Here is a 24,566-nt window from a genome sequence, read left to right as displayed (position 1 = left end):
ACAGAAGGGTCAGTCACCGCCAATCGCGACCTGGGTGCAGGCCGAACGCAGACGACGCGCAGTGGGTCGAGCGGCATGGATGCCGCGAGAGCGCCGTCAGGACATGGATGTCCGTTCGGCGCGGGCCCACGGAGCGTCGTCGGAGTGAGGGTATTCCGACGAAGGAGGAACCCAACTAGGAGCAGGCACTTTTGCTTACTTTTGGTGCTTTTCAAAAGTAAGTCGCCGAAGGCGAAACAGTCTGCCCCCAGGCAGACGCTTTTGACCTTGGGGAACGCGAGATCCCCCTGGCTTGTCGATTAAAGCAAGACCGCGACGCGTCGCTTGATCGAAAAGGAGCATTGCCCATGTGCAGGAACCACACCCGTAACCCCATCCTCTGCCTCATCCCCCCGTACCTGCTCGACCAGATCGCCCGCAACGGCAACAAAGCCCAGCGCGAAGCAGCCCTGCGCACGCGCGCCAAGGACAACACCTTCCGCTCACTGCGCCTCAGCGCACAACCTGATCGACGCCTCGTTCACCTCGCCGCCGTAGCCCCCACCGGCAAGCGACGCTCCATCTACACCGCCGACGGCGGCGAAACCCTGCCCGGCACCCTCGTCCGCGGCGAAGGCCAGCCCGTCAGCGGCGACATCGCCGTCGACGAAGCCTATGACGGCCTCGGCGCCACCTTCGACTTCTTCTTCGACGTCTTCGACCGCAACTCCATCGACGACGCCGGCATGGCCCTCGACGCCACCGTGCACTTCGGCAAGGGCTACAACAACGCCTTCTGGAACTCCGCACAGATGGTCTTCGGCGACGGCGACCAGTCACTGTTCAACCGCTTCACCATCGCCCTCGACGTCATCGGCCACGAACTGGCCCACGGCGTCACCGAAGACGAAGCCGGCCTCGTCTACTTCAACCAGGCCGGCGCGCTGAACGAATCGATGTCCGACGTGTTCGGCTCGCTGATCAAGCAGTACGCCCTGAAACAAACCGCCAAGCAGGCCAGCTGGCTGATCGGCGAAGGCCTGTTCACCGACAAGATCACCGGCAGCGCCCTGCGCTCGATGAAAGCCCCCGGCACCGCCTTTGACGACAAAGTGCTGGGCAAGGACCCGCAACCGGGTCACATGGACGACTTCGTCCACACCTACGACGACAACGGCGGCGTGCACATCAATTCGGGCATCCCCAACCATGCGTTTTATCAAGTGGCGACGCGCATTGGCGGCCATGCCTGGGAAAAGGCCGGGCGCATCTGGTACGACGCGTTGCGCGATTCACGCCTGCGCCCCAATGCTGGCTTCGTGCGCTTTGCGCGGATCACCCACGATGTGGCCGGCCGGCTGTACGGTGTAGGCGAAGATGCCCAAATCGCGGTAAAAGAAGGTTGGGCGGCCGTGGGCATCAATGCGCAATGATCCGCCATGGCCATCTGGCAAAAGAAGGAGCCACCCACATGCGTATCTCATTCAGCGAAAGCGGCGGGGTCGCCTATTTTCCGGGCTTGAACAAGCCCAACACCATTGAAGTGGACGCCCTGCCGGAGGGCGAACAAAAGGAGCTGCGGCAACTGGTCGACGCGTCCGAATTCTTCGCGCTGCCGGAAGGTCGACACCCCGCCCGTGCGCTGCGCGGGATGCAGCATTACACGCTGACCATCAGCGAAGGCGACCGGGAGCGCACAGTCTGCGTTCCCGCTCCGGTGGAATCCGGCCCGTTGCAGGGCCTGATGCAATGCGTCCGGCGCCACGTATCCGGCTAGCCCCATGACCGCGCGCCGGGCAAACCGCTATGCTCGGCGCCATTACTCCCTGCTCTTCAGGAATCCTGTGCCCAACCTTCTCTCATCTGTCCTCCGTCGATTCATGCCAACAGCCCGCAGTGCCGACGCGTCACGCGGTGCCCATCGATGATGCCTGTCCGCCGCCTGTGCCTGGTCCTCGGCGATCAGCTGTCCTTCGACCTGGCCTGCCTCGCCGAACTCGACGCCGAGCGCGACGCCGTGCTGATGGTCGAGGTCATGGAAGAAGCCACCCACGTCGCCCACCACCCGCAAAAGATCGCCCTGATCTTCAGCGCCATGCGCCATTTCGCCCAGGCGCTGCAGGAGCGCGGCATCATCGTTCAGTACGTCACGCTGGACGATCCGCTGAACACCGGCTCGGTGCCGACTGAGTTGCAGCGCTGGCACGCGTCGTTGCAGGCCGAAGAAGTCCACGCCACCGAGTGCGGCGACTGGCGTCTGGAGCAGTCCATAAGAGAATGCGCCCTGCCGCTGGTCTGGCACAGCGACACGCGCTTTCTGTGCTCCCGCGAAGAGTTTGCCAAATGGGCCAGCGGCAAGGTCCAGCTGCGCATGGAGTTCTTCTACCGCGAGATGCGCCGCAAGCAGCGCCTGCTGCTCAACAGCGACGGCACGCCCGTAGGCGGCGCCTGGAACTTCGACGCGGAAAACCGCAAGGCGCTGCCGAAGAAGGTCTCGGCGCCCTACCCCGCGCGCTTCGCCCCGGACGCCATCACCCGCGATGTGCTGGAGCTGGTGCGTGAGCGATTCGCCAGTCACTACGGCTCTCTGGACGACTTCGACTACCCGGTGACCCACGCCGACGCCCAGGCGCTGTGGCAGTACTTTCTCGATTACGGGCTGGCGGCTTTCGGTGACTACCAGGACGCCATGGCCATGGACGAGCCCTTCCTCTTCCACGCGCGCATCAGTGCGGCGCTGAACATCGGCCTGCTGGATCTGCGCCAGCTATGCAGCGACGTCGAGTCGGCCTACTGGTCGGGGGGCGTCGCGTTGAACGCGGCGGAGGGCTTCATCCGCCAACTGATCGGCTGGCGGGAATACGTGCGCGGCGTTTACTGGCTGAAGATGCCGGATTACGCCGGCGGCAACTCATTCGGCAATACCCGGTCGCTGCCGGAGTTCTACTGGACCGGGCAGACCAAAATGAATTGCATGAGCCAGGCCATCGGTCAAAGCCTTGAACACGCTTACGCCCATCACATCCAGCGGCTGATGGTCACCGGCAACTTCGCCCTGCTGGCCGGCATCGCGCCCAAAGAGATCTGCGAGTGGTACCTGGCGATTTACATGGACGCCTTCGACTGGGTCGAGCTGCCCAACACCCTCGGCATGGTCATGCACGCCGACGGCGGTTACCTGGGTTCCAAGCCCTATTGCGCCAGCGGCCAGTACATCAAGCGGATGTCCGATTACTGCGGCAGCTGCGCGTACAAGGTCAAGGAAAGCACGACGGAGGACGCCTGCCCGTTCAACTCGCTGTACTGGCATTTCGTGATGCGCCACAGCAACCTGCTGCGCGCCAATCAACGGATGGGCATGGTTTACAAGAACCTCGACCGCATGACCGAAGCAAAACAGGACGCGCTGTGGCAAAGGGGCGAGTCCCTGCTGGGCAAACTCGACGCCGGAGAGGCGATTTGAAGAAGAGCGAGCTGCCGGTAAAGACCTGCGTGGTGTGCGGGCTGCCGTTCACCTGGCGGAAGAAATGGGCGCGCTGCTGGGATGAGGTGCGTTACTGCTCGGAGCGTTGCCGACGGGGCAAGCGCTCCGGGTCGTGAAAGGGTTCAATCGGCGTCAGCGGGCCAATACGGGGGGGCCGCGCCTGATCAGTGGACCTGTGCGCGACTGGCTCTGCCGATCAGCCTGATCAACAACTGCTGTTTGGGGCCTGCGGTTGTCTCGCGGGCCACCTTGATCAAGTATTCCTGCGGGATCAGCCCGCCCGCCTCGGCCAGGGCTTCGTAAATGGCAAACAGCCGCGAATCAATCGTCGTCTCCTCGGCGCATTCGATCAGATAGGCAATTCCCGGATTGGCTTGTTCGTTCACAGTGGATCCTCCTTGTATGTCAGTTACTTCAAAGGAGAGGCACGCGCGGCGGGAGTTCCCACTTTCTGGACAGGGCTCACCCGAACGGTGGCACCCGCCTGCCGGCAGTCCTGAATATCAGTTTTCGCTTGCCAAAACCTGGTTGCCCCCTTAAACAGAGCGTGCCGTTTCAGCACCCGCGACGACTTGCCGCGCCCGTTCTGCCCGTTGCGCCCTCGCAACCCGGCGTCGGGACAGGCCTGCCGAAACGCCCAGACACCTGCAAATCATGGAGACGCCAGGTAAACCCGATGACAGGAAATACGTCAGACACACTCCCCCGCACCCGTCGCGCCCCCAAGGGTGAGAAACGCCGCGAAGAGCTGCTCGACGCCGCGCTGCAATTGTTTTCGCTGGAGGGCTACACCGGCGCCTCCATTGCCCGCATCGCTGACATCGTCGGCATCTCGGTGGCGGGCGTGCTGCATCACTTCCCGAACAAGGTCGCCCTGCTGATGGGCGTGCTCGCCCGTCGCGACGAGGTCAACCACAAAGTGATCAGCAGCCTGCACAGCGAGCCGACGCTGCAGGGCTTCGTCAGCGGCCTTCGGCAGATCAACCGTTCCAACGCGACGGCACCCGGCGTGATCCGCGCGTTCAGCATGCTGAACGCCGAAAGCCTGGTGGACAGCCATCCGGGGTGGGAATGGTTTCAGTCCCGCTACGTGACGATTCACGGACGCATGCGCGCACGGCTCGACCATCTGGTGGCCACCGGCGAGGTGCGTGGGGATGTGGATCTGGACGCGATCGTTCACCAGATACTGGCGATGATGGACGGGCTGCAGCTGCAATGGCTGCGCTTCCCGGAGACGGTGGATCTGGTGCAGCGTTTCGACAGTTACATGGCACAGGTGGAACGCGATATCCGCGCATAAAAAATGAGGCGATCCGGGCTGGCCGGGTCGCCTCATTCTCTGTTTCTCAAGCTCAGGTTGTCACCCGGTTCAGGCCTCAGCCAGCGCCGGGATCAGATCCCGACGCCGGCCAACTGCTCAGCCCTTTCCCGTTGCGAGCAATCAGTACTCGGTGTTGCCGTCGTAGTCCGTGTTGCCATTGGCTGCGTCGGTGTCTTCGGTCTGATCAAGCACACCGCCGGTCTTCACCGCTGGCAGGGTCACTTTGACCGAGTTCAGCGCCGAACGTGGCAGCGGGTTGCTGGTGGTGGTCGACAGTTCCTGACGGAACGGGTTGACCAGCTTGGCGTTCAGACGGATGTCGTCCGAAGCCGCGCCCAGGCTGATGTTGAAGGTGTCGGCATCGATCACCCACTGCTTGCTTGCCTCGTCGAAGTACGCCAGCGAACGATCGTTCAGTTCGATGGTGACGTGACGGGTTTCGCCCGGCTGCAGGAAGACCTTCTTGTAGCCTTTCAGCTCCTTGACGGCGCGCTCGACTTTCGGGTTCTGCTGGCCGACGTACAGCTCGGCGACTTCGGAACCGGCACGCTTGCCGCTGTTGGTCAGGTCGAACGAGACCTTGATCGGCGTGTTGCCCACTGCAACGCCCGGGGTGACCGAGATGTTGTTGTAAGTGAACTGGGTGTACGACAGGCCGTGACCGAACGCGAACAGCGGTTTGGTGTTGGTCTTGTCGTAGCCACGGTAGCCGAGCATGGTCAGGTCGTGGGCGTAGGTGATTTCCTTGACCTTGGTGCGTGTGTTATCGAAGGCCGGGAAATCCTTGTACAGCGGATTGTCTTCGATGTTGCGCTCGATACTGATCGGCAGCTTGCCCGACGGGTTGACCTTGCCGAACAGGATCTCGGCCAGGGCCTGACCGCCGTTCTGACCCGGGTAGAACGCGTGCAGCGCAGCCGGCACCTGGTCGATCCAGTCGCTCATTTTCAGCGCGGTACCGCCGTGCATGGTCACCACGGTGTTCGGGTTGGCCTTGGCGATGTTCTGGATCAGCTCGTTCTGGTACTCAGGCAGATCGAAGCTGTGGTCGAAACCTTCACCTTCGTATTCGGCGCTGTTACCCACGGCAACCACGACCGCGTCGTATTGCGACAGGTCGGAAGGTGCGGTCAGCGAAGCGGTCGACATCTGCACGCCCACCAGGCCGCCCATGGTCGACAGGTAACCGTCACGGCGCGAGTACTCAAGCTTCACGTCGTAAGCCTTGCCGGCTTCCAGCTTGATCTTGCCGGAAACAGGGATGGTTGGCGGAATGCTCTTGTTGGTGATGTTCTCACCGTCGCCGTTGTCGATGATCTTCTCGCCGTTGACCCACAGACGCACGGCGCCGTCGGCACGGACTTTGAAGACCTGGTCGCCGCTGATGGTCGGGGTGACCTGACCGCTCCAGCGAATAGAGGTATTGGCGGTGTCGCCGTTGCTCGGCACGCTGTCGGTGGACCAGTCCAGATTGACGTAGGTGTCGATCTGGGTGGCCGACGGGTCGCCGGACCAGGTGGCGTTGTTGAAGTACTCGGTCTTCATGCCAGCGACGCTGTTGCCTTTGCTGTCGGTGGTGGTCCAGTGCATGGCCGTTGGATCGAGGGACAGCGTGTCGAGGAACTCGACCTGAGCGCCCGGGGCGATCTGACGCAGGCCGCTCAGCTCGCTGATGTAACGGGTGGCGTCAACGTGAGCACTGCCGAAACCGGTCGGCGGCGCGTACTTGGCCAGGTCGCCAACGACGGCGATGCGCTTGACCTTGTTCTTGTCCAGTGGCAGCACGTCGCCCTGGTTTTTCAGCAGCACGATGCCTTCGCGAGCGATGTTCAGAGCGACCTTGTTGCTGGTGGCGCTGTTCATGTTGTGCGTGGTCAGCGGTGCAAACTTGTCGAACTGATACAGGTAGATGTTCTTCAGGATGCGGCGGACCTTGTCGTCGATGGTCGCCATGTCCAGCTCGCCGCTGTCCAGGTACGGCTTGAGCACCGAACTGTTCATCTGGCCGCCCATCATGTCCAGGTCGGTGCCGGCTTGGGCCGCTGGCAGACCGTGGACGACGGCGTTGTAGTCACTCTGCACCAGGCCCTTGAAGCCCCATTCCTTCTTCAGGATGTCGGCGATCAGGTGCTTGTTCTCGCAGGCGTACTCGCCGTTCACTTTCTGGAACGAGCACATCATCATCGCCACGGTGCTGTTCTTGGTGGCGGATTCGAAGGGCGGCAGGGTCATCTCGCGCAGAACGCGCTCAGGCATGACCTGGTTGAGGATGAAGCGGTTGGTTTCCTGGTCGTTACCGGCGTAGTGCTTGGCTTCCGCCCAGACGCGACGCTGCTGGATACCGTTGATGACCGCAGGGCCCAGGCTTGCGCCGAGGAACGGGTCTTCACCGGAGAGGTATTCGAAGGCACGGCCGCTCCACGGCATGCGGTACAGGTTCATGCCTGGACCGGTGACGAACTGGTAGCCGCCGCTGGCAGTGTCGTAGCCCAGGGCGCGGCCGAAATCAATGGCACGACGCGGGTTGAAGGTGGCCGCCAGGTTCGGGCCGGACGGATAGACCACGCCCGGATCGTTGCCTTCGCTGGTGTAACGGATGCCCGCGCCACCGTCGGCGCCGTGGATCTGTGGCACGCCGTACTGGGTCAGCGGCTTGACGTCCCAACCACCGATGCCGCCGATGTAGGCCAGCTTTTCTTCCTGAGTCATCTTCGCCAGGGTTTTTTCTGCCGCTTTGTCAGCGCGCAGTTCCTTGGCCGCCAGTTGCTCTTGGGTCGTGGTGTCGGCTGCGTTGGCGTGGCAGATAGCCAGGCTCAACAAAGCCAGTGCCGAGTGGGCACCGAAAGTTTTACGGTTTCGCATAGGGGACGCTCTCCAAGTATCACCCGCGCTCATTTGTCGCAGTTGACACGCCACAAGCCTTTAATTCAGGCATGACTCGGCCTATACCGAAGTTCTCGAAAGAGCATCGGTGAACGGGAAAGTGGCGTTACAACGTGACGATGAGTGTGGGCAATTTGATCTTCTGTAACTAACGTTAATGGCGATGAGCCACCGAACTGCACGAGCGTTGCCCGAGACGTTTAAATTAAGGCAATTGTTTTCAATTGATGTCAAACAAAAAAATCAATCTTCAACAAACTCGACATTTTTTGATACATCATCTGAACTCTTGCTAAACCTACAGGTCTGTAGGTTTAGCAATTTTCACCGCTCAATGCCTGAAACCCCGTAAACACTGGGTTTCACCCCTGAAACGAGCGGTGGGCCCACGCTGAAGCCAGCGTTGCGATCATTTCAAACACATGACAAACATTGGAGAAACATCACATGAAACTGCCAGTACTGGGCGCCATCGCTGCACTGACCCTGTCGTTTGCAACTGCAACAATGGCCGCTGACTCCGATACTCAGGAAACTGTTTCCGGCGCAGCAGATTCCACTGTCATGACGCAAACACAAAAAGATGCCACCACCGTGAAAGCCACCAAACAGAATCAGGCTGATGAAAACAAGCGTGGCCGTCCGACCGCTAATACGTCGTCTGCGACAAACTAACGCACTCCGTTAGTTACTGTTTTATTACGGCTGTTTATACATCACCCCGAGGTCTCGTCAGAGGCCTCACTTATTTGAATCCCCGTTGTGTCCATAAAACTGTCCCCTATCAATAGCCAACAACTGACCGCGCACTCGGCCGAAGCGCTGTGTGCGTGGCTGTTGGCCAATGCCGGGCTGAAGACAGGTGATCTGGAACGGGCACAGCGGCTGGCTCAGGAATCCGAAGGCAGCTCGCTGACTGAGTTGCTGACCCGCCTGGGGCTGGTGTCCGAACTGGACCTGGCCAGGGCGTGGGCCTCGACGCTGCAAGCGCCCTTGCTGCTGGCGGAAAACGTCACGCTGTCGGGTGAACCGCTGCCGGAATTGAGCGAGCGCTTTCTGCGCCACTATCGCCTGCTGCCCATCGGCGCTTATGCCGACGGCGTGCATGTGTTGGCCGCCAACCCGGGCAATGCCTACGGGCTGGACGCCGTGGCCTACGCCTGCCAGGCGCCGGTGTATGTGTCGGTGGGTGCTGGCAGTGAGGTCGACGGGCTGATCGAGCGTTATTACGGCCAGGGCCGCTCGGCCATGGGCTCGCTGATCGAAACCCTCGACGAACACGGCGGCGCCGAAGAAGACATCGAGCACCTCAAGGACCTCGCGTCCGAGGCGCCGGTCATTCGACTGGTCAACCTGATCCTGCAGCGAGCCGTCGAGCAACGCGCCTCGGACATTCATATAGAGCCGTTCGAAAGCCAGCTGAAAGTGCGCTATCGCATCGACGGCGTGCTCCACGAAGCCGAGGCTCCACCGTCCAGTTCATCAGCGGCGATCATTTCGCGACTGAAGATCATGGCGCGGCTGGACATCGCCGAGCGTCGCCTGCCCCAGGACGGCCGCATCATGCTGCGCATCCAGGGCAAAGAGCTGGACCTGCGGGTGAGCACGGTGCCCACCAGTTTCGGCGAGTCGGTGGTGATGCGTCTGCTGGATCGGCAGACCGTCAGCTTTGACTTCCCCAGCCTGGGCATGGACGGCGAGCGCCTGCAGAACTTCCTCGACGTGCTGGAAAACCCCCACGGCATTCTGTTGGTGACGGGCCCCACCGGTTCCGGCAAAACCACCACGCTGTACACCGCGCTGTCGCGGCTCAACACCGCCGAGCGCAAGATCATCACCGTTGAAGACCCGGTCGAGTACCAGCTTGAGGGCATCAATCAGATTCAAGTGAAGCCGGCCATCGGCCTCGATTTCGCCGGCGCCCTGCGCTCCATCGTCCGGCAAGACCCGGACGTGATCATGATCGGCGAGATGCGCGACCTGGAAACCTGCCGCATCGCCATTCAATCGTCCCTGACCGGTCACCTCGTGCTCTCAACCCTGCACACCAACAGTGCCGCCGCGAGTATCACGCGATTGCTGGACATGGGCGTCGAAAGCTACCTGATTGCCTCCACCGTGAAAGGCATTCTGGCCCAGCGGCTGGTGCGCAGGCTGGATCCGCTCACGCGCATCGCCTTTGAAGCACCGCAGGAACTGGTCGCCCAGCACGGGCTGGACCGCTTTACCGATCAGCGCCCGATTACTCTTTATCGTCCCGCCAGCGACTTGCCCGGCGGCGGTTATCACGGCCGTAGCGCCATCACCGAATTGCTGGTGATGAATGAAGAACTGCGCGGCCTGCTGATGCGGCAGGCCGATGCCTCGACGCTGGAGCAAGCCGCCCGTCGCGGGGGCCTGCGTACCCTATATGAGGAAGGCCTGCGTCAGGCCGTGGCCGGCGTGACCTCCCTTGAAGAGGTGCTGCGCGTTACGCGTGGCGACTGACCATGGCCCATTTCAAATACCGCGCACTGGACGCCGACGGCGTCGCCCAACACGGTACCCTGGAAGCGGCCGATCAAACCGCAGCGACCGCGATTCTGCATAAGCGCGGCCTGTTGCTGCTCAGCCTCGAAGCCAGTGCCAACAGCGGCCTGCGCGCGGCCATGCGCCGGGGTGCGATGAACGGCGCGGCGCTGGTGAGTTTCACCCAGCAACTGGCGACCCTGCTCGGTGCCGGTCAGCCGCTGGAACGCGCCCTGACCATCCTCCTCAAGCAGACCCACGAACCCAAGCGCCAGGCACTGCTCGAACGCATTCGCGAACAGGTCAAGGCCGGTAAACCCTTGAGCCAGGCGCTGGAAGAAGAGCACGGCCAGTTTTCCAGCCTGTACATCAGCATGGTGCGCGCGGGCGAAGCCGGCGGGTCCCTGGAAAACACCCTGCGCCAGCTCAGCGATTACCTTGAACGCAGCCAGATGCTGCGCGGCGAAGTCATCAATGCGCTGATCTACCCGATCTTTCTGGTGGTCGGCGTGCTGGGTTCGCTGGCCCTGCTGCTGGCCTACGTGGTGCCGCAGTTCGTGCCGATCTTTCGCGATCTGGGCGTACCGATTCCCTTCATCACCCAGGCAATCCTGTGGCTGGGGGAATTCCTCAGCGCTTACGGCTTGCTGTTGCTCGGCGCCATCGTCGGGCTGATCTGGACGGTCGCCGTGCTGCGCCGCGATCCGCAACGGCGTCAGCGCCATGACCGGCGCCTGCTGTTCGTCAAAGTCATCGGCCCGCTGTTGCAGCGGATCGAAGCCGCGCGTCTGGCGCGGACCCTCGGCACCCTGCTGAGCAATGGCGTTGCGCTGCTGCAGGCCATGACCATCGTCCGTCAGGTCTGCGGTAACTACGCCCTGCGCGCCCAGGTCGAGCAGGCCACCGAGTGGGTCAAGGGTGGCGGCACGCTGGCCCAGGCGTTCGGCGAGCAACCGCTGCTGCCGGAGCTGGCCCTGCAGATGATCGAAGTCGGCGAACAGGCCGGCAACCTGGACGGCATGCTGCTCAAGGTCGCCGACGTGTTCGACGTCGAGGCCAAGCGCGGCATCGACCGCCTGCTCGCGGCGCTGGTGCCGAGCCTGACTGTTGTCATGGCGGTGATGGTGGCGGTGATCATGCTCGCCATCATGCTGCCGCTGATGAGCCTTACCAGTAACATTTGAGGAAATAGACATGTCCCGATTCAACGCTGCCCAAGGCCGTCGCCAGGGCGGTTTCACCCTGCTGGAAATGCTCGCCGTGATCGTGCTGCTGGGCATCGTCGCCACCATCGTCGTGCGTCAGGTCGGCGGCAACGTCGACAAGGGCAAATACGGCGCGGGCAAGGCGCAACTCGCCAGCCTCGGCATGAAGGTCGAAAGCTACGGCCTGGACGTCGGCACGCCACCGGCCAATCTGCAGCAACTGGTGACCAAGCCGGCCAATGCCACCGGTTGGGCCGGCCCGTACGCCAAGCCTTCGGACCTGAAAGACCCGTTCGGCCATGCGTTCGGCTATCGCTACCCCGGCGAGCACGGCAGCTTTGACCTGATCTTCTACGGTCAGGACGGCCAACCCGGCGGCGACGGCTACAAGGCCGACATCGGTAACTGGGAATAACATGCACGCCCTGCCCCGCGCCCGCGGCTTCACCCTGTTCGAATTGCTGGTGGTGATCGTTCTGATCGGCATCAGCGTCGGGCTGGTGAGCTTTGGCGTGGGTCGGGGTTTGCACGCGGCCAGTGAGCGCCGGGCGTTGAGCGAGGTGGTGCAATCGCTGCGGGCGGCGCGGGTGCAGGCGATCGTCACCGGGCAACCGGCGCAGACGCGCTTTGATCTGCGCAGCGGGCGGCTTCAAGGCCCGCACCTGAAGCCGGTGCAATTGCCCACCGACATGAACGTGCAATTGCAGACCGCCGACGGCCTCGGCCCGGCGTTCGAGTTCTACCCGGACGGCGGTTCCAGCGGCGGCCATCTGTTACTGGCCCGGGGCGAAAAACACTGGCGCGTCGACATCAACTGGCTGACCGGCAACGTTCAGTTGCGCACGCTCAATTGAGGCGTCAGCGCGGTTTCACATTACTGGAAATGCTCGCGGCCCTCGCCGTGCTGGCGGTGTGCAGCAGCGTGCTGGTGGTCGCCTTCGGGCAGAGTGCGCGAGCCTTGCAGCAAGCGCAACGCAGTGACCGGTTAAGCCTGGCCGCGCGTTCGCTGATCGATGAAGCCAGCGCCGGTCGCTTGCAGCCGGGCCGGACCGAGGGCAAGTGGAGCGGCGTGAACTGGCAGATGGAGGTCAGCGCGCTGCCCCGCGGGAATGCGCCGGTGACGGCCTGGCGACTGGATCTGAACGTGAGCGACGGAGCACGCCGTGCTCATTACAGCAGCCTGCAAGTGCGCAGTGCTGACTCGGGTGCACGGCAATGACGCACCGCTCAATGGGTCGTCGAAGCCAGGGTTTTACGCTGCTCGAAGTGCTGGTGGTGCTGAGCCTGCTCGGGGTGCTGCTGACCATGGTCGGCGCGGCGATCACCGGGGCCAACCGCGCCATGGCCAAGGCCGAGCGTTACAGCACGCGGCTGGACGAAATACGTTCGACACAGAATTTTCTGCGCAGCGCCATCGGTCAGGCCCTACCCCTCGCGGCCGGCGGGGCCGAGCCCGGTCAGGCGCCGGTGTTCGAGGGCGACGCCCAGGCCATGAGCTTTTATGCGCCGCTGCCCGCCACATTAGGCGGGGGTTTGTACCGGCACAGCGTGACGCTGGCGGCCGGTCAGCGTCTGCAGATCAGCCTGGAGCGCTTGCGCGGTCAGGCCTTGCTGCCGGCCGAAGCGCCCCAGGTGTTGTTGCATGAAGTGCGCGCGCTGCAACTGAGTTACCGCGGTGTGTCGCCCACCGGCGAATCCACGGCGTGGCTGGATCACTGGCCATGGCCGGGACGCCTGCCCGTCAGCGTGCGCATCGACGCGCAACTGGCCGGTCCCGTGCCGTGGCCGCTGCAAAGCATCAATCTGCGCCTGGATTTGTCCGGCGAGGCGCACACGTTATGACAGGCCGTCGGCAAAAGGGCGTCGCGCTGCTCCTGGTGTTGTGGGTGCTGGCGCTGCTCAGTACCCTGCTCGCCGGTTTGCTGGGCTGGGTGCACCTGCAGAACCGTCAGGCCCTGTGGCAACGCCAGCACACCCAGGCGGTACTCGCCGCAGAAGCCGGTATCGGCATGGCGGTGCTGGCGCAACTGGACCGCGACCCGCAACGGCACTGGAAAGCCGACAACCAGCCCCATGGATTGCGTTTCGATGAGGCCGCGCTGGCAGTGAGTCTCGGCAGCGAGACCGGCAAGCTGGACCTCAACGCGGCACCGGCGGAATCCTTCGCCCGCCTGCTGGTGGCGTGCGGGGCGAGTCCGGACCTGGCCCGGCAAGTGGCCCAGGGCCTGGAGCAGCGTCGCGGCGGCGGCCGGGCGCCGCTGCGGATGGTCGAGGAAGTGCGCGAGCTGCCGGGCATCGGCCAGCCGCTGTACCAGTGCGCCAGCCCGCACGTCACGTTATGGAGCGGCCTGACCGCGCCCGATCCGCGCATGGCGTCGCCCTGGCTGCGGCAAGCGTTGGGTCTGCCGCAAGCGGGCCCCGCAACCGAAGACGCCGGCCCGGTCATCAGTATTCGGAGCCAGGCGACATTGCCCGGCGGTTACACCACGACGCTCAACGTCACGTTGTTATTGAACCCATCGAAGGAGGGAGCGCGACCGTATCGCGTTCTGCGTTGGCAAGAATGAAGCAATCACTTTTACAGCAGCTGGCGCCCTTGCAGGCCCGGGTGCGCAGTCAGTGGCGTGATAGCCCGGCGCAGCATCTGTGGCAGGCCTGGCTCGAGGAGTTGCAGGCGCTGCTGCCCGCAAGCGTCCGCGCCCGGCTGATGCCCCAGGTGCGTGAGCGGCTGATTGACTGGCCGCTGCCCGAACACATCACCCACGAGAGCGGCGAACGACTGATCCTGATGCTCCCCGCCGGCATGGTCCTGGCGCAGCCGCTGCAACTGCCGCTGGCGGCGCTGCGGGATCTGCACAGCGTGGTCGGTTTCGAGCTGGACAAGTACACGCCCTACCCCCGCGAGCAGATGCATTACGTTGCGCGCGTCACCGCCAAGGGCAAAACCCTCGCACAGGTGCTGCTGGTGGCGGTGCTGCGCGAGCGTTTGCAGCCGGTCATCGACACCTGCAAGGCACGCGGCCTGCCGCTGTATGCCGTGGATGCGCGCAACGGCAAAGGCGAACGGCTGAATGTCGATCTGCTGCCGGCCGAGTTGAAGCCGGCGGTGGCAGGATCCGCACGCTTGCCGCGTTTCCTCGCCGTGGTCTGCGGCGCCTTGCTGCTGACCTGCATGGTGCTCTGGCTGAATGCACGCACGGCCCAGGTCGAAGCGATGCAACAGCACGTCGACGAGCAACGCAGCCAGGTGCAAGCCGTGCAAAACCTGCGCCGCGAGCTGATCAACACCCAGGGCGCCGCGCGCTATCTGGCCCAGCAAAAAGCCGCGCAGCCGACCACTTCCAGCGTGCTCGCCGACCTCACCGGTTGCCTGGGCGCTGACACGTGGGTCGAGCAGCTGGAAATCTCTGACGGCGGCAGCGTGTCGATCACCGGCCAGAGCGCCAAGGCCAGCGCCCTCATTAGCCGCATGAAAGACTGCCGCACCCTCACCGACGCGCAGTTCCAGGGGATCATTCAGCCCGACGCGCAGACCGGCAAAGAGCGCTTTTCCCTGCGCGCCCAGTTGCGCAAGGAGTCCGCCGATGCGCCGTGAACTGACCCCCCGTGAACGTCGCGGCGCCGCGCTCATCGCGCTGGTCCTGGTCCTTTGGGCGGCGTGGTGGCTGTTGGTGCAAAGCTGGTTTCTCGATCCGTTGAGCGACCTGCAGGACCAGGCCGACACTCTGCGCCAACAGGAACAACGCTACGCCGGCGCCCTCGCCCAGCGCGACAGCCTTGAGCAGCAATTGCAGGCGGCCCGCCGCGACCCGTCAAGCCGCAGCAGCCTGTTGCCCGGCGAAGACCCGAGCGCCGTGGCGGCCGATTTGATGCAGCGCAGCCTCGATCTGGTCAAGGCCCACGCCGATCAGGGCCCCGGTTGCCAGGTCACCCAGCGCATGCCGATCACCCCCGAGCGCGACAGTGCCGAGCCCTATCGTCAAGTCAAAGTCAGCCTGACCCTGGACTGCGCCATGGAGCCGCTGGTGGGCTTGCTGCACGAACTGGAATACGGCCAGCCGTTCCTGTTCATCGACAACCTGAGCATTCGCCGCGCCACAACCGCCCCCGCCACTGGCGGCGCCGGACGCTTGCAGGTGCATCTGTTGTTGCGCGGTTATCTGCAGCAGGCCGCGCCGCATAAGGCGCTGCCGTCCAAAGCCCCCGCCGCCGAGCCAGCGACCGAATCCCGGCAGCAGCCTGATCCCGCCGAGCAAGCCGATCTGGATGAACAGCCTGAACCACCGACACCGTCCGAGGAGCCTGACGCATGAAGTTCGACTCCCTTACCCTCGCGCTCGGCGCGGCGACGGTTGCCCTCGCGGCCGTCGCCGTCAGCCTGAGCATGGGCGCCGGTCAGGACATCGACTGGTTGCCGGCCGGCGAAGCGCGCCAAGCCACGCCAACCGCCGGGCCTGCGGCATTGCCTGCCCTGCCGGCCCAGGCCCTCGCGCTGACGTGGCAGCAATCGATGTTCAGCCCGGACCGCAAGCCTGATCTGGTCACCGGCAAATCCCAGGCCTCGTCCCTGGATGGCATCAGCCTGAGCGGCGTGATCATCGACGGCGCCTCACAGTGGGTGCTGCTGCAGTTGCCGCAGAAGCGCCGCCTGAAGCTGGCCGTCGGCAGCACCCTGGACAACGGCTGGACCCTGGATTCGGTCACGCCGCAACACGCCACTTTCAGCCATCAGGGCCAGACCCGGGAACTGCGTCTGCCCATTCTGCGCCTTCCGCCGCCGTCGAAAGTCCCCCCTATTACTCTTCCAAACGTACCCACACCATGAACAATCGCACCCCTGAGTTTTCCCGTCTGCGCAGCCCGTTGTTGTGCCTGGCCACCGCCGTGGCCCTGGCCGGATGCGCGTCCACTCCGGAACGTTTCGAAAACGATCCGGCCCTGATGCAGGAAGCACTCAATGGCACCGGCTCGCAGCGAGGCCCGGTCAGCGATCCGGTTGAGGCGCCGAGCCCGAACAACCCCGGCGCCAAGCCTGCGCCCGCGCGCCAGCAGATCATTCGTGGCAACCAGACCTTCGTGCGCGGTGCGGGCCCGGCCCAGACCGGCGCGGGTGGAAAAGGCGCGTCGGCGGCCGGTGACATCACGTTCAACTTCGCCAATCAGCCCATCGAAGCGGTGATCAACACCGTGCTCGGCGATTTGCTGCACGAGAACTACAGCATCAATCAGGGCGTAAAAGGCGACGTCAGCTTCTCGACCTCGCAGCCGGTGAACAAGCAGCAGGCGCTGTCGATTCTGGAAACGCTGCTGTCGTGGACCGACAACGCAATGATCCGCCAAGGCGACCGTTACGTGATCCTGCCGGCCAATCAGGCCGTTGCCGGCAAGCTGGTGCCGGAGATGCCGGTGGCGCGACCGTCCACCGGGCTGTCGGCGCGGTTGTTCCCGCTGCGTTTCATCTCGGCCACCGAGATGCAGAAGCTACTCAAGCCCTTCGCCCGGGACAACGCGTTCCTGCTGGTCGATCCGGCGCGCAACGTGTTGAGCCTCGCCGGTACGCCGGATGAACTGGCCAATTACCAGGACACCATCGACACCTTCGACGTCGACTGGCTCAAGGGCATGTCCATCGCCGTCTACGGCCTGCAACGCGCGAGCGTCGGCGAGCTGATGCCCGAGCTGCAGAAGATGTTCGGCCCGGACAGCGGTATGCCGTTGGCGGGCATGGTCAAGTTTCTGCCGATCGAGCGGACCAACTCGGTGGTGGCGATTTCTTCCCAGCCGCGCTACCTGAGCGAAGTCGGTGACTGGATTCACACCATCGACGAAGGCGGCGGCAACGAGCCGCAGATGTACGTCTACGACGTGCGTAACATGAAGGCCTCGGACCTGGCCAAATACCTGCGGCAGATCTACGGCAACGGCCAGATCAAGGACGACAGCGCGGCCAAGGTTGCACCGGGTCTGCGCACCCGTTCGCTGTCCTCGCTGAACGGCAGTGGCACCGGCAGCAGCGGCGGCCTGAGCGGCAGCGGTCAGGGCCTGAACAGCAGCTCCTCCGGGATCGGTGGCGGCATGGGTTCAGGGATGAGTGGCGCCAATGGTGGTTTGCAAACCGGCACTCAGCAAGGCGATGAAGAGCAGGACGGCGAGACGTCCGAAGACAGCGCCGACAGCAGCGGTCAGGGCGACACCTCGGACGCCGCGGCCAGCGGCTCTGGCGCCAGCAAGCGTCTGGACGACAGCACCCGCATCACCGCCCAGCAGAGCAGCAACCAGTTGCTGATCCGCACGCGTCCGGCCCAGTGGGCGGAGATCGAATCCGCCATCAAGCGCCTGGACAACGCGCCGATGCAGGTACAGATCGAGACGCGAATTCTTGAAGTCAACCTGACCGGCGAGCTGGACCTTGGCGTGCAGTGGTACCTCGGCCGTCTGGCCGGCAATTCCACCAGCACCACCGTGGCGAACACGGCCGGCAGTCAGGGCGCATTGGGCGGCGGCGGTGCTGGGCTCGGCGCCACCGATTCGCTGTTTTATTCGTTCGTCAGCAATAACCTGCAGATCGCCCTTCACGCGCTGGAACAGAGCGGCCGCACGCAAGTGCTGTCGGCGCCGTCGCTGGTGGTGATGAACAACCAACAGGCGCAGATTCAGGTCGGTGACAACATCCCGATCAGCCAGACCACGGTCAACACCTCGGCCACCACCGCTACCCTGAGCAGCGTCGAATACGTGCAGACCGGGGTCATCCTCGACGTCGTGCCGCGCATCAATCCGGGCGGCCTGGTGTACATGGACATCCAGCAGCAGGTCAGCGACGCCAATGACACGTCGACTGACGCCAACGGCAACCCGCGGATCTCGACCCGCTCGGTGTCGACACAGGTGGCGGTGCAGAGCGGTCAGACCGTGTTGCTTGGCGGCCTGATCAAACAGGACAACGCCGACACCGTGTCCGCCGTGCCGTACTTGGGCCGCATCCCCGGCCTGCGCTGGCTGTTCGGCAACACCAGCAAGAGCAAGAAGCGCACCGAACTGGTCGTGCTGATCACCCCACGGGTCATCACCAGCAACAGCCAGGCGCGGCAAGTGACCGATGACTATCGCCAGCAATTGCAGCTGATCAAGCCGACACCGCCGATGGGCAGCCGGTAGTTTGTTGATCGTTCCCACGCTCCGCGTGGGAATGCCGCCCCGGACGCTCCGCGTCCGTTCGTTGGAAGCTGTTTAAGATCTGGGGGCGGGATGACGCGGCGCGTCACGGGAGGCATGCCCACGCAGAGCGTGGGCACGATCATCAGAAGTGATTGTGCGCTTGGCAATCCGCAGGGCCGTGGTAAAACAGGTTTTCAAACGACCCCTTTTATCGCGACCTTAAAGGACCAAGGCTCATGCCCTTCGATCTTCATCACCTTCTGCTTGTCTACACGGCCTACATCGTCGGCGCGGCGAGTCCGGGGCCGAGCAACATGCGCATCATGGGCGTGGCGATGCACCGGGGCCGACGCCCGGCGCTGATGCTGGCGGCAGGCGTGATCAGCGGTTCGTTTTTCTGGGGTTCGATGGCGGCCACCGGTGTATCCGCCGTGCTCACGCAATACGCCGAAGCGCTCACGCTGCTGAAAATCCTCGGCGGCGCCTACCTGCTGTTTCTCGCCTTCAAAGCGGCCCGCTCCGCGCTGACGTCCACCGAAAAGGTCGAGCGCGAGATCGCTGATGCACCGGCGCTTTCTGGCTGGCGCCTTTACCAGCGCGGCCTGCTCATGCACCTCACCAATCCCAAGGCGCTGCTGGGCTGGGTGGCGACGATGACGCTGGGTTTGGGTGCGCAAGCGACGCCGCAAACCGTCGCGGTCATCCTTGCCGGTTGCGCGGTGCTCAGCGTGACCATCTTCTGTGGCTACGCGCTGGTGTTTTCGACCGCGCCGATGATCCGTGCCTACCGCAGGGCACGCCGCTGGATCGAAGGCACTCTCGCCCTGGTTTACGCCACGGCGGGCCTGAAATTGCTTTACTCGCGCCCGTGAAACTCTAAGCCGCCCGCGCACACCAAGACAGTACCCAACACTGGCGGGTATGAGCCCGAGAGAGAGCACGCAATTGGACAGCAACGACGGTCTGCATTTTCCCGACGACGAACTGGCGCAGGCACGGCGCTTCAACCAGAAGCTGGCCTGGCTGCCGCGCTTTCGTATCCGCAACCGCTTCACCCCGCTTTTGATTCAGTCGCTGTTGCGCGTCGGTCAGCTCAATGGCGCGGCGAAGCTGGCCCGCCATGGCCTGCACGCCGAACGCACCACGGCGTTTATCGACGGTCATCGCGTGCCGGTCCGGATCATCCGGCCCAAGGGCAAGGCCAAAGGCGTGGTGCTGGACATTCATGGCGGCGGCTGGGTGATCGGCAACGCGCAGATGAACGACGACCTGAACATGGCCATGGTGCGGGCGTGCGATGTGGCCGTTGTTTCGGTCGATTATCGGCTGGCGGTGTCAACGCCGGTCGAAGGGCTGATGGAAGACTGCCTGGTCGCGGCGCGGTGGCTGCTGGGTAACGGTTGCCCGGAGTTCGCCGGGTTGCCGGTGATCGTTGTCGGCGAATCGGCGGGCGGGCATCTGGCGGCGGCGACCCTGCTGCAGCTCAAGGCCTGGCCCGAGATGTTCAAGCGGGTGTGCGGCGCCCTGCTCTATTACGGGGTTTATGACCTGACCGGCACGCCGAGCGTGCGAGCGGCAGGCAAGGACACGCTGGTGCTGGACGGACCGGGCATGGTTGCCGCCCTGCGCTTGCTCACGCCAGACATCAGCGATGCCCAGCGTCAGGCGCCGCCGCTGTCGCCGTTGTATGGGGATCTATCCGGTTTCCCGGCCGCATTGATGTGGGTCGGCGAACTGGACCCGCTGCGCGATGACACCCTGCAAATGGCGGATCGCTGGGCGAAAACCGCCGGCGTCGAAGTGCACCTGTTGCCCGACGCGCCCCACGGTTTTATCCATTTCCCGACCATGATGGCCGACCGCGTGCTGGAGCACAGCCGCGCCTGGATTCGTCAGCGCATTCAATCTGCGGCAAGTTGATCGCTTTGGTTTTAGTGGGACCGGCTTTAGCCGGGAAGGCGTCTGCGGCCACACCGCAAAATTGATGGCGTGCACACTGGCCTCTTCCCGGCTAAAGCCGGTTCCGCTAAAAGCATCGAGTGCAGCCATCGGGATCCCGCTGATGCCGGTCCTGCAATAAGCAACCTGATCGAACCCCTTGCGCGCTCCCGGGTCTGCTCATCTATTGCTTAACCGGAGAACCTTCGATGTCCCCGCATCACACCCTTGTCCTGCTTGCCCGTTCGGGCTACGCCGCCCGCGGCGTTCTGTACCTGATCATCGGCATTTTCGCCTTGCTGGCTGCCCGCGATTCGTCACGCCCCAAAGACAGCCACAGCAGCCTCGAAGCCCTGTTCAGCCAACCGTTCGGCCACATTCTGGTGGGGCTGGTGGTGGCGGGCCTGCTCGCGTTTGCTGCCTGGCGGGTATTGCAGGCGACGCGGGACGTGGACCATCACGGCAGCGAATTCAAGGGCCTGGTGATCCGTGGCGGGCTGCTCGCGGGTGGGCTGGTCAACGGTGCGCTGGCGTTCTTTGCCCTGGGCCTGCTGATCGACGGCCTGCGCAGTTCCGGCGGTGGCGGCGGTCAGACCCAAGACCTGCTCGCCACCCTGCTGTCGTGGAAACACTCCAACCTGGTGGTCTACCTCGTTGCGCTGGTGCCCCTTGGCGTCGGCATCGCGCATTTCTTCAAGGGCTGGAAAGCCTCGTTCGAGAAGTATTTCGAGGCCGACGAAGAGGTCATGAAATACGTGACTCCGGTGTCCCGCTTCGGCCTGATCGCGCGCGGGGTGGCGTTTGTCGAAATGGGCGTGCTGCTGGCCATCAGCGGTTCGAGCTATCAGGCGATGCACCCGCCGGGGCTGAAAGACGCGCTCAACGCCCTGCAAAACCTGCCCGCCGGTGGCGTGGTGCTGATGGTCATGGCGCTGGGGCTGATCGCGTTTTCGGTGTACAGCTTTGCCGAAGCCGCCTGGCGCCGGATCAACATGGACGTGCCCGGCATGGCGCACGTCTGACTTTCAGTTCAATGCGCCCTCTTCAGGGCGCGGCTGCTGAATCGGCAGCTCGATACGGAACGTCGTGCCGACCCCTTCCACGCTGCGCACGCTGATCGTTCCGCGATGCTTTTGCACAATCCCGTACGACAGCGACAGTCCCAGCCCGGTGCCCTGGCCCACCGGTTTGGTGGTGAAGAACGGGTCGAAAATCTTCGGCAGCACGTCCGGGGCAATGCCGCTCCCGGTGTCGCTGATCTCAAGCCACACGCTTTCCCCCTGCACGCCGTTGCGCAAGGTAATGGTGCCGCGCTCCGGGCCAATCGCCTGGGCCGCGTTCACCACCAGATTCATGATCACTTGATTGAGCTGCGCCGGCAGGCATTCGATGTCCGGCAACGGCACATAGTGTTTGACGATGTCCGCCTTGCACTTGACCGCATAGGCGGCGATGTTCAGCGTCGAATCGATACCCCGCTGCAGGCTCGCCCACTGCCATTGCGGGTGGGTGTCGGCCCGGGAAAAGTCCTTGAGGTCCTTGATGATCTGCGCGGCGCGGGCCACCCCCTCCCGCGACTCCTGAATCAATAACGGGATTTCCGCCTCGACAAAGGCCAGGTCCAGGCGCGTTTTCAGGGCATTGAGTGATTCAAGCACCTCAGCCACTCCGAGCTGATCCTCGGCCGCTTTGTAGGCCTCAAGCACTTCCTGGATTTTGCCGAAATAGACCGCCAGGGTGCCGAGGTTCGACGAGATGAAACCGATGGGGTTGTTGATCTCGTGGGCGATGCCGGCGGCCATCTGCCCCAGTGAGGCGAGCTTTTCAGCGCCGATCAACTGGCTCTCCAGCTGCTTGCGCTCGTCGATCTCGACCTGCAACGCATGACTGGCCTGCCTGAATTCCCGGGTGCGCTCCTCGACGCGCTGCTCCAGTCCTTCGTTGGCCGCCCGCAGGTCCTCGTTGACCCGGTTGATCACCTGATAACTGTGCAGCAGCCAGCGACCCAGCAGCACCAGCAGGCAGACGGAAATGATCGAGAATATCTGCAGGAGCAACATGATCGACCAAGCGCCTCAATCCGTGGACTCATGCCCTTGTGTCGGCCTGCCGAAGGTGAAGTTGAGGGGGCGATTTATATTGCGCAAAAGCCGCGAAGAGTCGCGATATCTCAACTAATCTTGCGGCATCCAGCTGCCCTTGTCGGTGATGATGGCAGTCGGGGTGGCAGCCAAGGCACGGGCACGATGTCGGTACGAACGGGGGTCAATCATGGAAGCCTCAACCAGTGTTTCGTTGCAGCAACGCCCCACCGTCCTGCTGGTGGACGATGAAGAATCGATTCTGAACAGCCTGCGCCGCCTGCTCCGCGAGCAGCCCTATGACCTGCTGCTGGCCACTAGCGGCGAACAGGCCCTGGCGATCATGGCCGAAAAGCCGGTTGATCTGATCGTCAGCGACGCGCGCATGCCGGACATGGACGGCGCGGCGCTGCTGGCGCGGGTCTACAGCCTTTACCCGGACACCACGCGTATCCTGCTGACCGGCTACGCCGACCTCGAAACCATCGTCAAAGCCATCAACCAGGGCCATGTGCATCGGTACATCGCCAAGCCCTGGACCGACGAAGAGCTGGTGCTGACCCTGCGTCAGTCCCTGGCATTCCAGTTTTCCGAACGCGAAAGACAGCGCCTTGAACAGCTCACCCAACGGCAGAACGATGAGCTGAAAAGCCTCAACGCCACCTTGGAAAAACGCGTGCTGGCGCGCACCGCCGAATTGCAGCAGACCGCCGACATGCTTGATCTGGCCTATGACGAGCTCAAGCACAGTTACGCCACCGGCACCGAGGTGTTTTCGATGCTGGTCAATCAGCGCCTGCCCGTGGACAAGCAGACCAATCGCGACGTCATCGACCTGATCAACGCGTGCAGCAGCCAACTCAATCTGGACGAGTCCACCCGCCGCGACTTGTGCATGGCCGCTGCGCTGTACAACATCGGCAAGCTCGGCTGGAGCGACGCGCTGATCAACACGCCGTCGGACATGGTCAGCCACGCCGACCGCGACACGTGGCGCAGTTACCCGCGGCAGAGCGAATCGTTGCTGATGACCCTCGAACCCATCCAGGACGCTGCCAGTCTGATTCTGCATCACCAGGAGCGCTGGGACGGCAGCGGTTTTCCGGCGCACCTCAAGGGTGACGCGATTCCCTACGGCGCACGGCTGCTCAAGCTGGCCGTGGACTTCATCGAACTGCAGCGCGGGCTGATTCTGGAAAGACACCTGAGCAGCGGCGAGGCCTTGCTGTTCATCCGCCGCTACGCCGGCAAGCTCTACGACCCCGGCCTGATCGAGGATTTCGCCAAGGCCTGCGCAGCGTACCTGGACGATGCGGTGCTCAACGACCCGACCGTCAAGGCCGTCACCACCCGCGAGCTGGTGCCGGGCATGATTCTGGTGCGCAACCTGAACGCCGACAACGGCATGCTGCTGCTGAATGCGGGCAAGGTGGTCAACGCCGCGCTGATCGACAAACTGGCGGCCTTCGAGGCCATCGAAAACAAGACCCGCTACAGCATTTTCGTGCGCCTGCCCGAACACGTTCCGGGGTCAGAACCGCCGAAAACCCACTGGACTCAGGTCGGTTGATGCGCTGGACAATCGATTGAGCGCACAGAAATCGACGACCACTTCAGCCCTCTTCCCGGTTGTAGGACCGGCTTCAGCCGGGAAGGCGTCGGATGGCGCGCTGCGAAATTGTGGGTGAATGCACGGGCCTCTTCCCGGCTGAAGCCGGTCCCACTAAAAAGCATTGCGTGCATCCAGAAGTATCGCGTGCGCCGCAAAATTGTGGGACCGGCTTTAGCCGGGGAAGCGTCAGGTGGCGCGCGGCAAGATTGAGAGTGAATGCACGGGCCTCTTCCCGGCTGAAGCCGGTCCTACCAAGCATGCGTGCATCCAGAAGTATCGCGTGCGCCGCGAATTGTGGGACCGGCTTTAGCCGGGAAAGCGTCAGGTGGCGCGCGGCAAGATTGAGAGTGAATGCACGGGCCTCTTCCCGGCTGAAGCCGGTCCTACCAAGCAT

General features: G+C 63.5%; 22 protein-coding genes and 2 pseudogenes. 21 read left to right on the top strand and 3 right to left on the bottom strand.

Translation table 11 applies throughout. The annotated features are described in order from the left end of the window. Window positions 1-347: 347 nt before the first annotated feature. The 4 genes from AC07RO_RS04500 (at window position 348) to AC07RO_RS04485 (ending at window position 3,579) form a co-directional block, all read left to right on the top strand. Window positions 348-1,412 (top strand): M4 family metallopeptidase, encoded by a 1,065-nt coding sequence (locus tag AC07RO_RS04500; RefSeq protein WP_495085374.1) that lies wholly within the window; start codon window positions 348-350, stop codon window positions 1,410-1,412. 38 nt (window positions 1,413-1,450) lie between these two features. Then, window positions 1,451-1,756, top strand: coding sequence for a protealysin inhibitor emfourin (locus AC07RO_RS04495; RefSeq protein ID WP_346629155.1), 306 nt, complete (start codon window positions 1,451-1,453; stop codon window positions 1,754-1,756). A 147-nt stretch (window positions 1,757-1,903) separates the two neighbouring features. Beyond that, window positions 1,904-3,442, top strand: coding sequence for a cryptochrome/photolyase family protein (locus AC07RO_RS04490; protein ID WP_495085373.1), 1,539 nt, complete (start codon window positions 1,904-1,906; stop codon window positions 3,440-3,442). Next, the gene (locus AC07RO_RS04485) at window positions 3,439-3,579 is read left to right on the top strand and encodes a DUF2256 domain-containing protein (protein WP_192173605.1); all 141 of its coding nucleotides are present in this window, start codon (window positions 3,439-3,441) and stop codon (window positions 3,577-3,579) included. The genes AC07RO_RS04490 and AC07RO_RS04485 overlap by 4 nt, the downstream gene beginning before the upstream one ends. 48 nt (window positions 3,580-3,627) lie before the next feature. Here the strand turns inward: AC07RO_RS04485 and AC07RO_RS04480 are convergent, their stop codons facing one another. Beyond that, window positions 3,628-3,849 (bottom strand): hypothetical protein, encoded by a 222-nt coding sequence (locus AC07RO_RS04480; RefSeq protein ID WP_192173604.1) that lies wholly within the window; start codon window positions 3,847-3,849, stop codon window positions 3,628-3,630. 290 nt (window positions 3,850-4,139) lie between these two features. On the opposite strand from AC07RO_RS04480, the gene AC07RO_RS04475 reads away from it, so the two are divergent. Further along, window positions 4,140-4,766, top strand: a complete 627-nt coding sequence (locus AC07RO_RS04475; RefSeq protein ID WP_192173603.1) for a TetR/AcrR family transcriptional regulator — start codon at window positions 4,140-4,142, stop codon at window positions 4,764-4,766. 141 nt (window positions 4,767-4,907) lie between these two features. Here the strand turns inward: AC07RO_RS04475 and AC07RO_RS04470 are convergent, their stop codons facing one another. Next, the gene (locus AC07RO_RS04470) at window positions 4,908-7,649 is read right to left on the bottom strand and encodes a beta-glucosidase (protein ID WP_282368009.1); all 2,742 of its coding nucleotides are present in this window, start codon (window positions 7,647-7,649) and stop codon (window positions 4,908-4,910) included. Between the two features lie 468 nt (window positions 7,650-8,117). On the opposite strand from AC07RO_RS04470, the gene AC07RO_RS04465 reads away from it, so the two are divergent. From AC07RO_RS04465 to AC07RO_RS04395, 15 genes and pseudogenes are all read left to right on the top strand, one after another. Beyond that, window positions 8,118-8,345, top strand: coding sequence for a hypothetical protein (locus AC07RO_RS04465; protein WP_282368011.1), 228 nt, complete (start codon window positions 8,118-8,120; stop codon window positions 8,343-8,345). A gap of 93 nt (window positions 8,346-8,438) precedes the next feature. Further along, complete coding sequence (gene gspE / locus AC07RO_RS04460) at window positions 8,439-10,157, top strand: type II secretion system ATPase GspE (protein WP_495085733.1); 1,719 nt, start codon at window positions 8,439-8,441, stop codon at window positions 10,155-10,157. A gap of 2 nt (window positions 10,158-10,159) precedes the next feature. After that, window positions 10,160-11,362, top strand: a complete 1,203-nt coding sequence (gene gspF / locus AC07RO_RS04455; protein ID WP_495008021.1) for a type II secretion system inner membrane protein GspF — start codon at window positions 10,160-10,162, stop codon at window positions 11,360-11,362. A gap of 10 nt (window positions 11,363-11,372) precedes the next feature. Further along, the gene (gspG, locus tag AC07RO_RS04450) at window positions 11,373-11,798 is read left to right on the top strand and encodes a type II secretion system major pseudopilin GspG (protein ID WP_192173599.1); all 426 of its coding nucleotides are present in this window, start codon (window positions 11,373-11,375) and stop codon (window positions 11,796-11,798) included. Window position 11,799: 1 nt separating this feature from the next. Then, complete coding sequence (locus AC07RO_RS04445; protein ID WP_495085372.1) at window positions 11,800-12,237, top strand: GspH/FimT family pseudopilin; 438 nt, start codon at window positions 11,800-11,802, stop codon at window positions 12,235-12,237. Beyond that, on the top strand, window positions 12,234-12,602 hold the full coding sequence (locus AC07RO_RS04440; RefSeq protein ID WP_495085371.1) for a type II secretion system protein: 369 nt from the start codon (window positions 12,234-12,236) through the stop codon (window positions 12,600-12,602). The genes AC07RO_RS04445 and AC07RO_RS04440 overlap by 4 nt, the downstream gene beginning before the upstream one ends. 11 nt (window positions 12,603-12,613) lie before the next feature. Continuing rightward, window positions 12,614-13,225, top strand: a complete 612-nt coding sequence (locus AC07RO_RS04435; RefSeq protein ID WP_495085732.1) for a type II secretion system protein GspJ — start codon at window positions 12,614-12,616, stop codon at window positions 13,223-13,225. Next, the gene (locus AC07RO_RS04430; RefSeq protein ID WP_495085370.1) at window positions 13,222-13,950 is read left to right on the top strand and encodes a type II secretion system minor pseudopilin GspK; all 729 of its coding nucleotides are present in this window, start codon (window positions 13,222-13,224) and stop codon (window positions 13,948-13,950) included. The genes AC07RO_RS04435 and AC07RO_RS04430 overlap by 4 nt, the downstream gene beginning before the upstream one ends. Further along, window positions 13,947-14,978 carry a PilN domain-containing protein gene (locus AC07RO_RS04425; RefSeq protein ID WP_495085369.1) on the top strand — a complete coding sequence of 344 codons (1,032 nt, stop codon included), beginning with the start codon at window positions 13,947-13,949 and terminating at the stop codon, window positions 14,976-14,978. Before AC07RO_RS04430 ends, AC07RO_RS04425 begins: the two co-directional genes overlap by 4 nt. After that, a pseudogene (gene gspM / locus AC07RO_RS04420) lies at window positions 14,968-15,558 on the top strand (type II secretion system protein GspM); the annotation flags it as partial. The gene AC07RO_RS04425 and the pseudogene gspM, both read left to right, overlap by 11 nt. A gap of 134 nt (window positions 15,559-15,692) precedes the next feature. Beyond that, window positions 15,693-16,208: a hypothetical protein gene (locus AC07RO_RS04415; protein ID WP_346625874.1), complete on the top strand. Its 516-nt coding sequence runs from the start codon at window positions 15,693-15,695 to the stop codon at window positions 16,206-16,208. Further along, window positions 16,205-18,541 (top strand): type II secretion system secretin GspD, encoded by a 2,337-nt coding sequence (gspD, locus tag AC07RO_RS04410; RefSeq protein WP_495085368.1) that lies wholly within the window; start codon window positions 16,205-16,207, stop codon window positions 18,539-18,541. Before AC07RO_RS04415 ends, gspD begins: the two co-directional genes overlap by 4 nt. A 236-nt stretch (window positions 18,542-18,777) precedes the next feature. Next, window positions 18,778-19,413 carry a LysE family translocator gene (locus AC07RO_RS04405; RefSeq protein ID WP_346625872.1) on the top strand — a complete coding sequence of 212 codons (636 nt, stop codon included), beginning with the start codon at window positions 18,778-18,780 and terminating at the stop codon, window positions 19,411-19,413. 73 nt (window positions 19,414-19,486) lie between these two features. Next, window positions 19,487-20,461 (top strand): alpha/beta hydrolase, encoded by a 975-nt coding sequence (locus tag AC07RO_RS04400; RefSeq protein ID WP_346625871.1) that lies wholly within the window; start codon window positions 19,487-19,489, stop codon window positions 20,459-20,461. Between the two features lie 227 nt (window positions 20,462-20,688). Further along, window positions 20,689-21,501 (top strand): DUF1206 domain-containing protein, encoded by an 813-nt coding sequence (locus AC07RO_RS04395; RefSeq protein WP_423573765.1) that lies wholly within the window; start codon window positions 20,689-20,691, stop codon window positions 21,499-21,501. Window positions 21,502-21,504: 3 nt separating this feature from the next. Here AC07RO_RS04395 and AC07RO_RS04390 read toward each other — a convergent pair. Further along, window positions 21,505-22,413 (bottom strand): annotated as a pseudogene (locus AC07RO_RS04390) (ATP-binding protein); the annotation flags it as partial. A 337-nt stretch (window positions 22,414-22,750) separates the two neighbouring features. On the opposite strand from AC07RO_RS04390, the gene nosR reads away from it, so the two are divergent. Continuing rightward, window positions 22,751-24,130 carry a response regulator c-di-GMP phosphodiesterase, NosR family gene (nosR, locus tag AC07RO_RS04385; protein WP_495085367.1) on the top strand — a complete coding sequence of 460 codons (1,380 nt, stop codon included), beginning with the start codon at window positions 22,751-22,753 and terminating at the stop codon, window positions 24,128-24,130. The last annotated feature ends 436 nt before the right edge of the window (window positions 24,131-24,566 follow it).

It is taken from the genome of Pseudomonas sp. GW821-FHT07F05, assembly GCF_059418765.1.
The sequence above is the reverse complement of the archived record's forward strand: the minus strand, read 5'-3'. Positions and strand labels throughout refer to the sequence as shown.

Bases quoted from the DNA above. Each gene is read 5' to 3' on its own strand.
- AC07RO_RS04500 (WP_495085374.1), top strand. From the start codon at position 348: ATGTGCAGGAACCACACCCGTAACCCCATCCTCTGCCTCATCCCCCCG.
- AC07RO_RS04495 (WP_346629155.1), top strand. From the start codon at position 1,451: ATGCGTATCTCATTCAGCGAAAGCGGCGGGGTCGCCTATTTTCCGGGC.
- AC07RO_RS04490 (WP_495085373.1), top strand. From the start codon at position 1,904: ATGATGCCTGTCCGCCGCCTGTGCCTGGTCCTCGGCGATCAGCTGTCC.
- AC07RO_RS04475 (WP_192173603.1), top strand. From the start codon at position 4,140: ATGACAGGAAATACGTCAGACACACTCCCCCGCACCCGTCGCGCCCCC.
- AC07RO_RS04470 (WP_282368009.1), bottom strand. From the start codon at position 7,649: ATGCGAAACCGTAAAACTTTCGGTGCCCACTCGGCACTGGCTTTGTTG.
- AC07RO_RS04465 (WP_282368011.1), top strand. From the start codon at position 8,118: ATGAAACTGCCAGTACTGGGCGCCATCGCTGCACTGACCCTGTCGTTT.
- gspF (WP_495008021.1), top strand. From the start codon at position 10,160: ATGGCCCATTTCAAATACCGCGCACTGGACGCCGACGGCGTCGCCCAA.
- gspG (WP_192173599.1), top strand. From the start codon at position 11,373: ATGTCCCGATTCAACGCTGCCCAAGGCCGTCGCCAGGGCGGTTTCACC.
- AC07RO_RS04445 (WP_495085372.1), top strand. From the start codon at position 11,800: ATGCACGCCCTGCCCCGCGCCCGCGGCTTCACCCTGTTCGAATTGCTG.
- AC07RO_RS04435 (WP_495085732.1), top strand. From the start codon at position 12,614: ATGGGTCGTCGAAGCCAGGGTTTTACGCTGCTCGAAGTGCTGGTGGTG.
- AC07RO_RS04430 (WP_495085370.1), top strand. From the start codon at position 13,222: ATGACAGGCCGTCGGCAAAAGGGCGTCGCGCTGCTCCTGGTGTTGTGG.
- AC07RO_RS04425 (WP_495085369.1), top strand. From the start codon at position 13,947: ATGAAGCAATCACTTTTACAGCAGCTGGCGCCCTTGCAGGCCCGGGTG.
- AC07RO_RS04415 (WP_346625874.1), top strand. From the start codon at position 15,693: ATGAAGTTCGACTCCCTTACCCTCGCGCTCGGCGCGGCGACGGTTGCC.
- gspD (WP_495085368.1), top strand. From the start codon at position 16,205: ATGAACAATCGCACCCCTGAGTTTTCCCGTCTGCGCAGCCCGTTGTTG.
- AC07RO_RS04405 (WP_346625872.1), top strand. From the start codon at position 18,778: ATGCCCTTCGATCTTCATCACCTTCTGCTTGTCTACACGGCCTACATC.
- AC07RO_RS04395 (WP_423573765.1), top strand. From the start codon at position 20,689: ATGTCCCCGCATCACACCCTTGTCCTGCTTGCCCGTTCGGGCTACGCC.
- nosR (WP_495085367.1), top strand. From the start codon at position 22,751: ATGGAAGCCTCAACCAGTGTTTCGTTGCAGCAACGCCCCACCGTCCTG.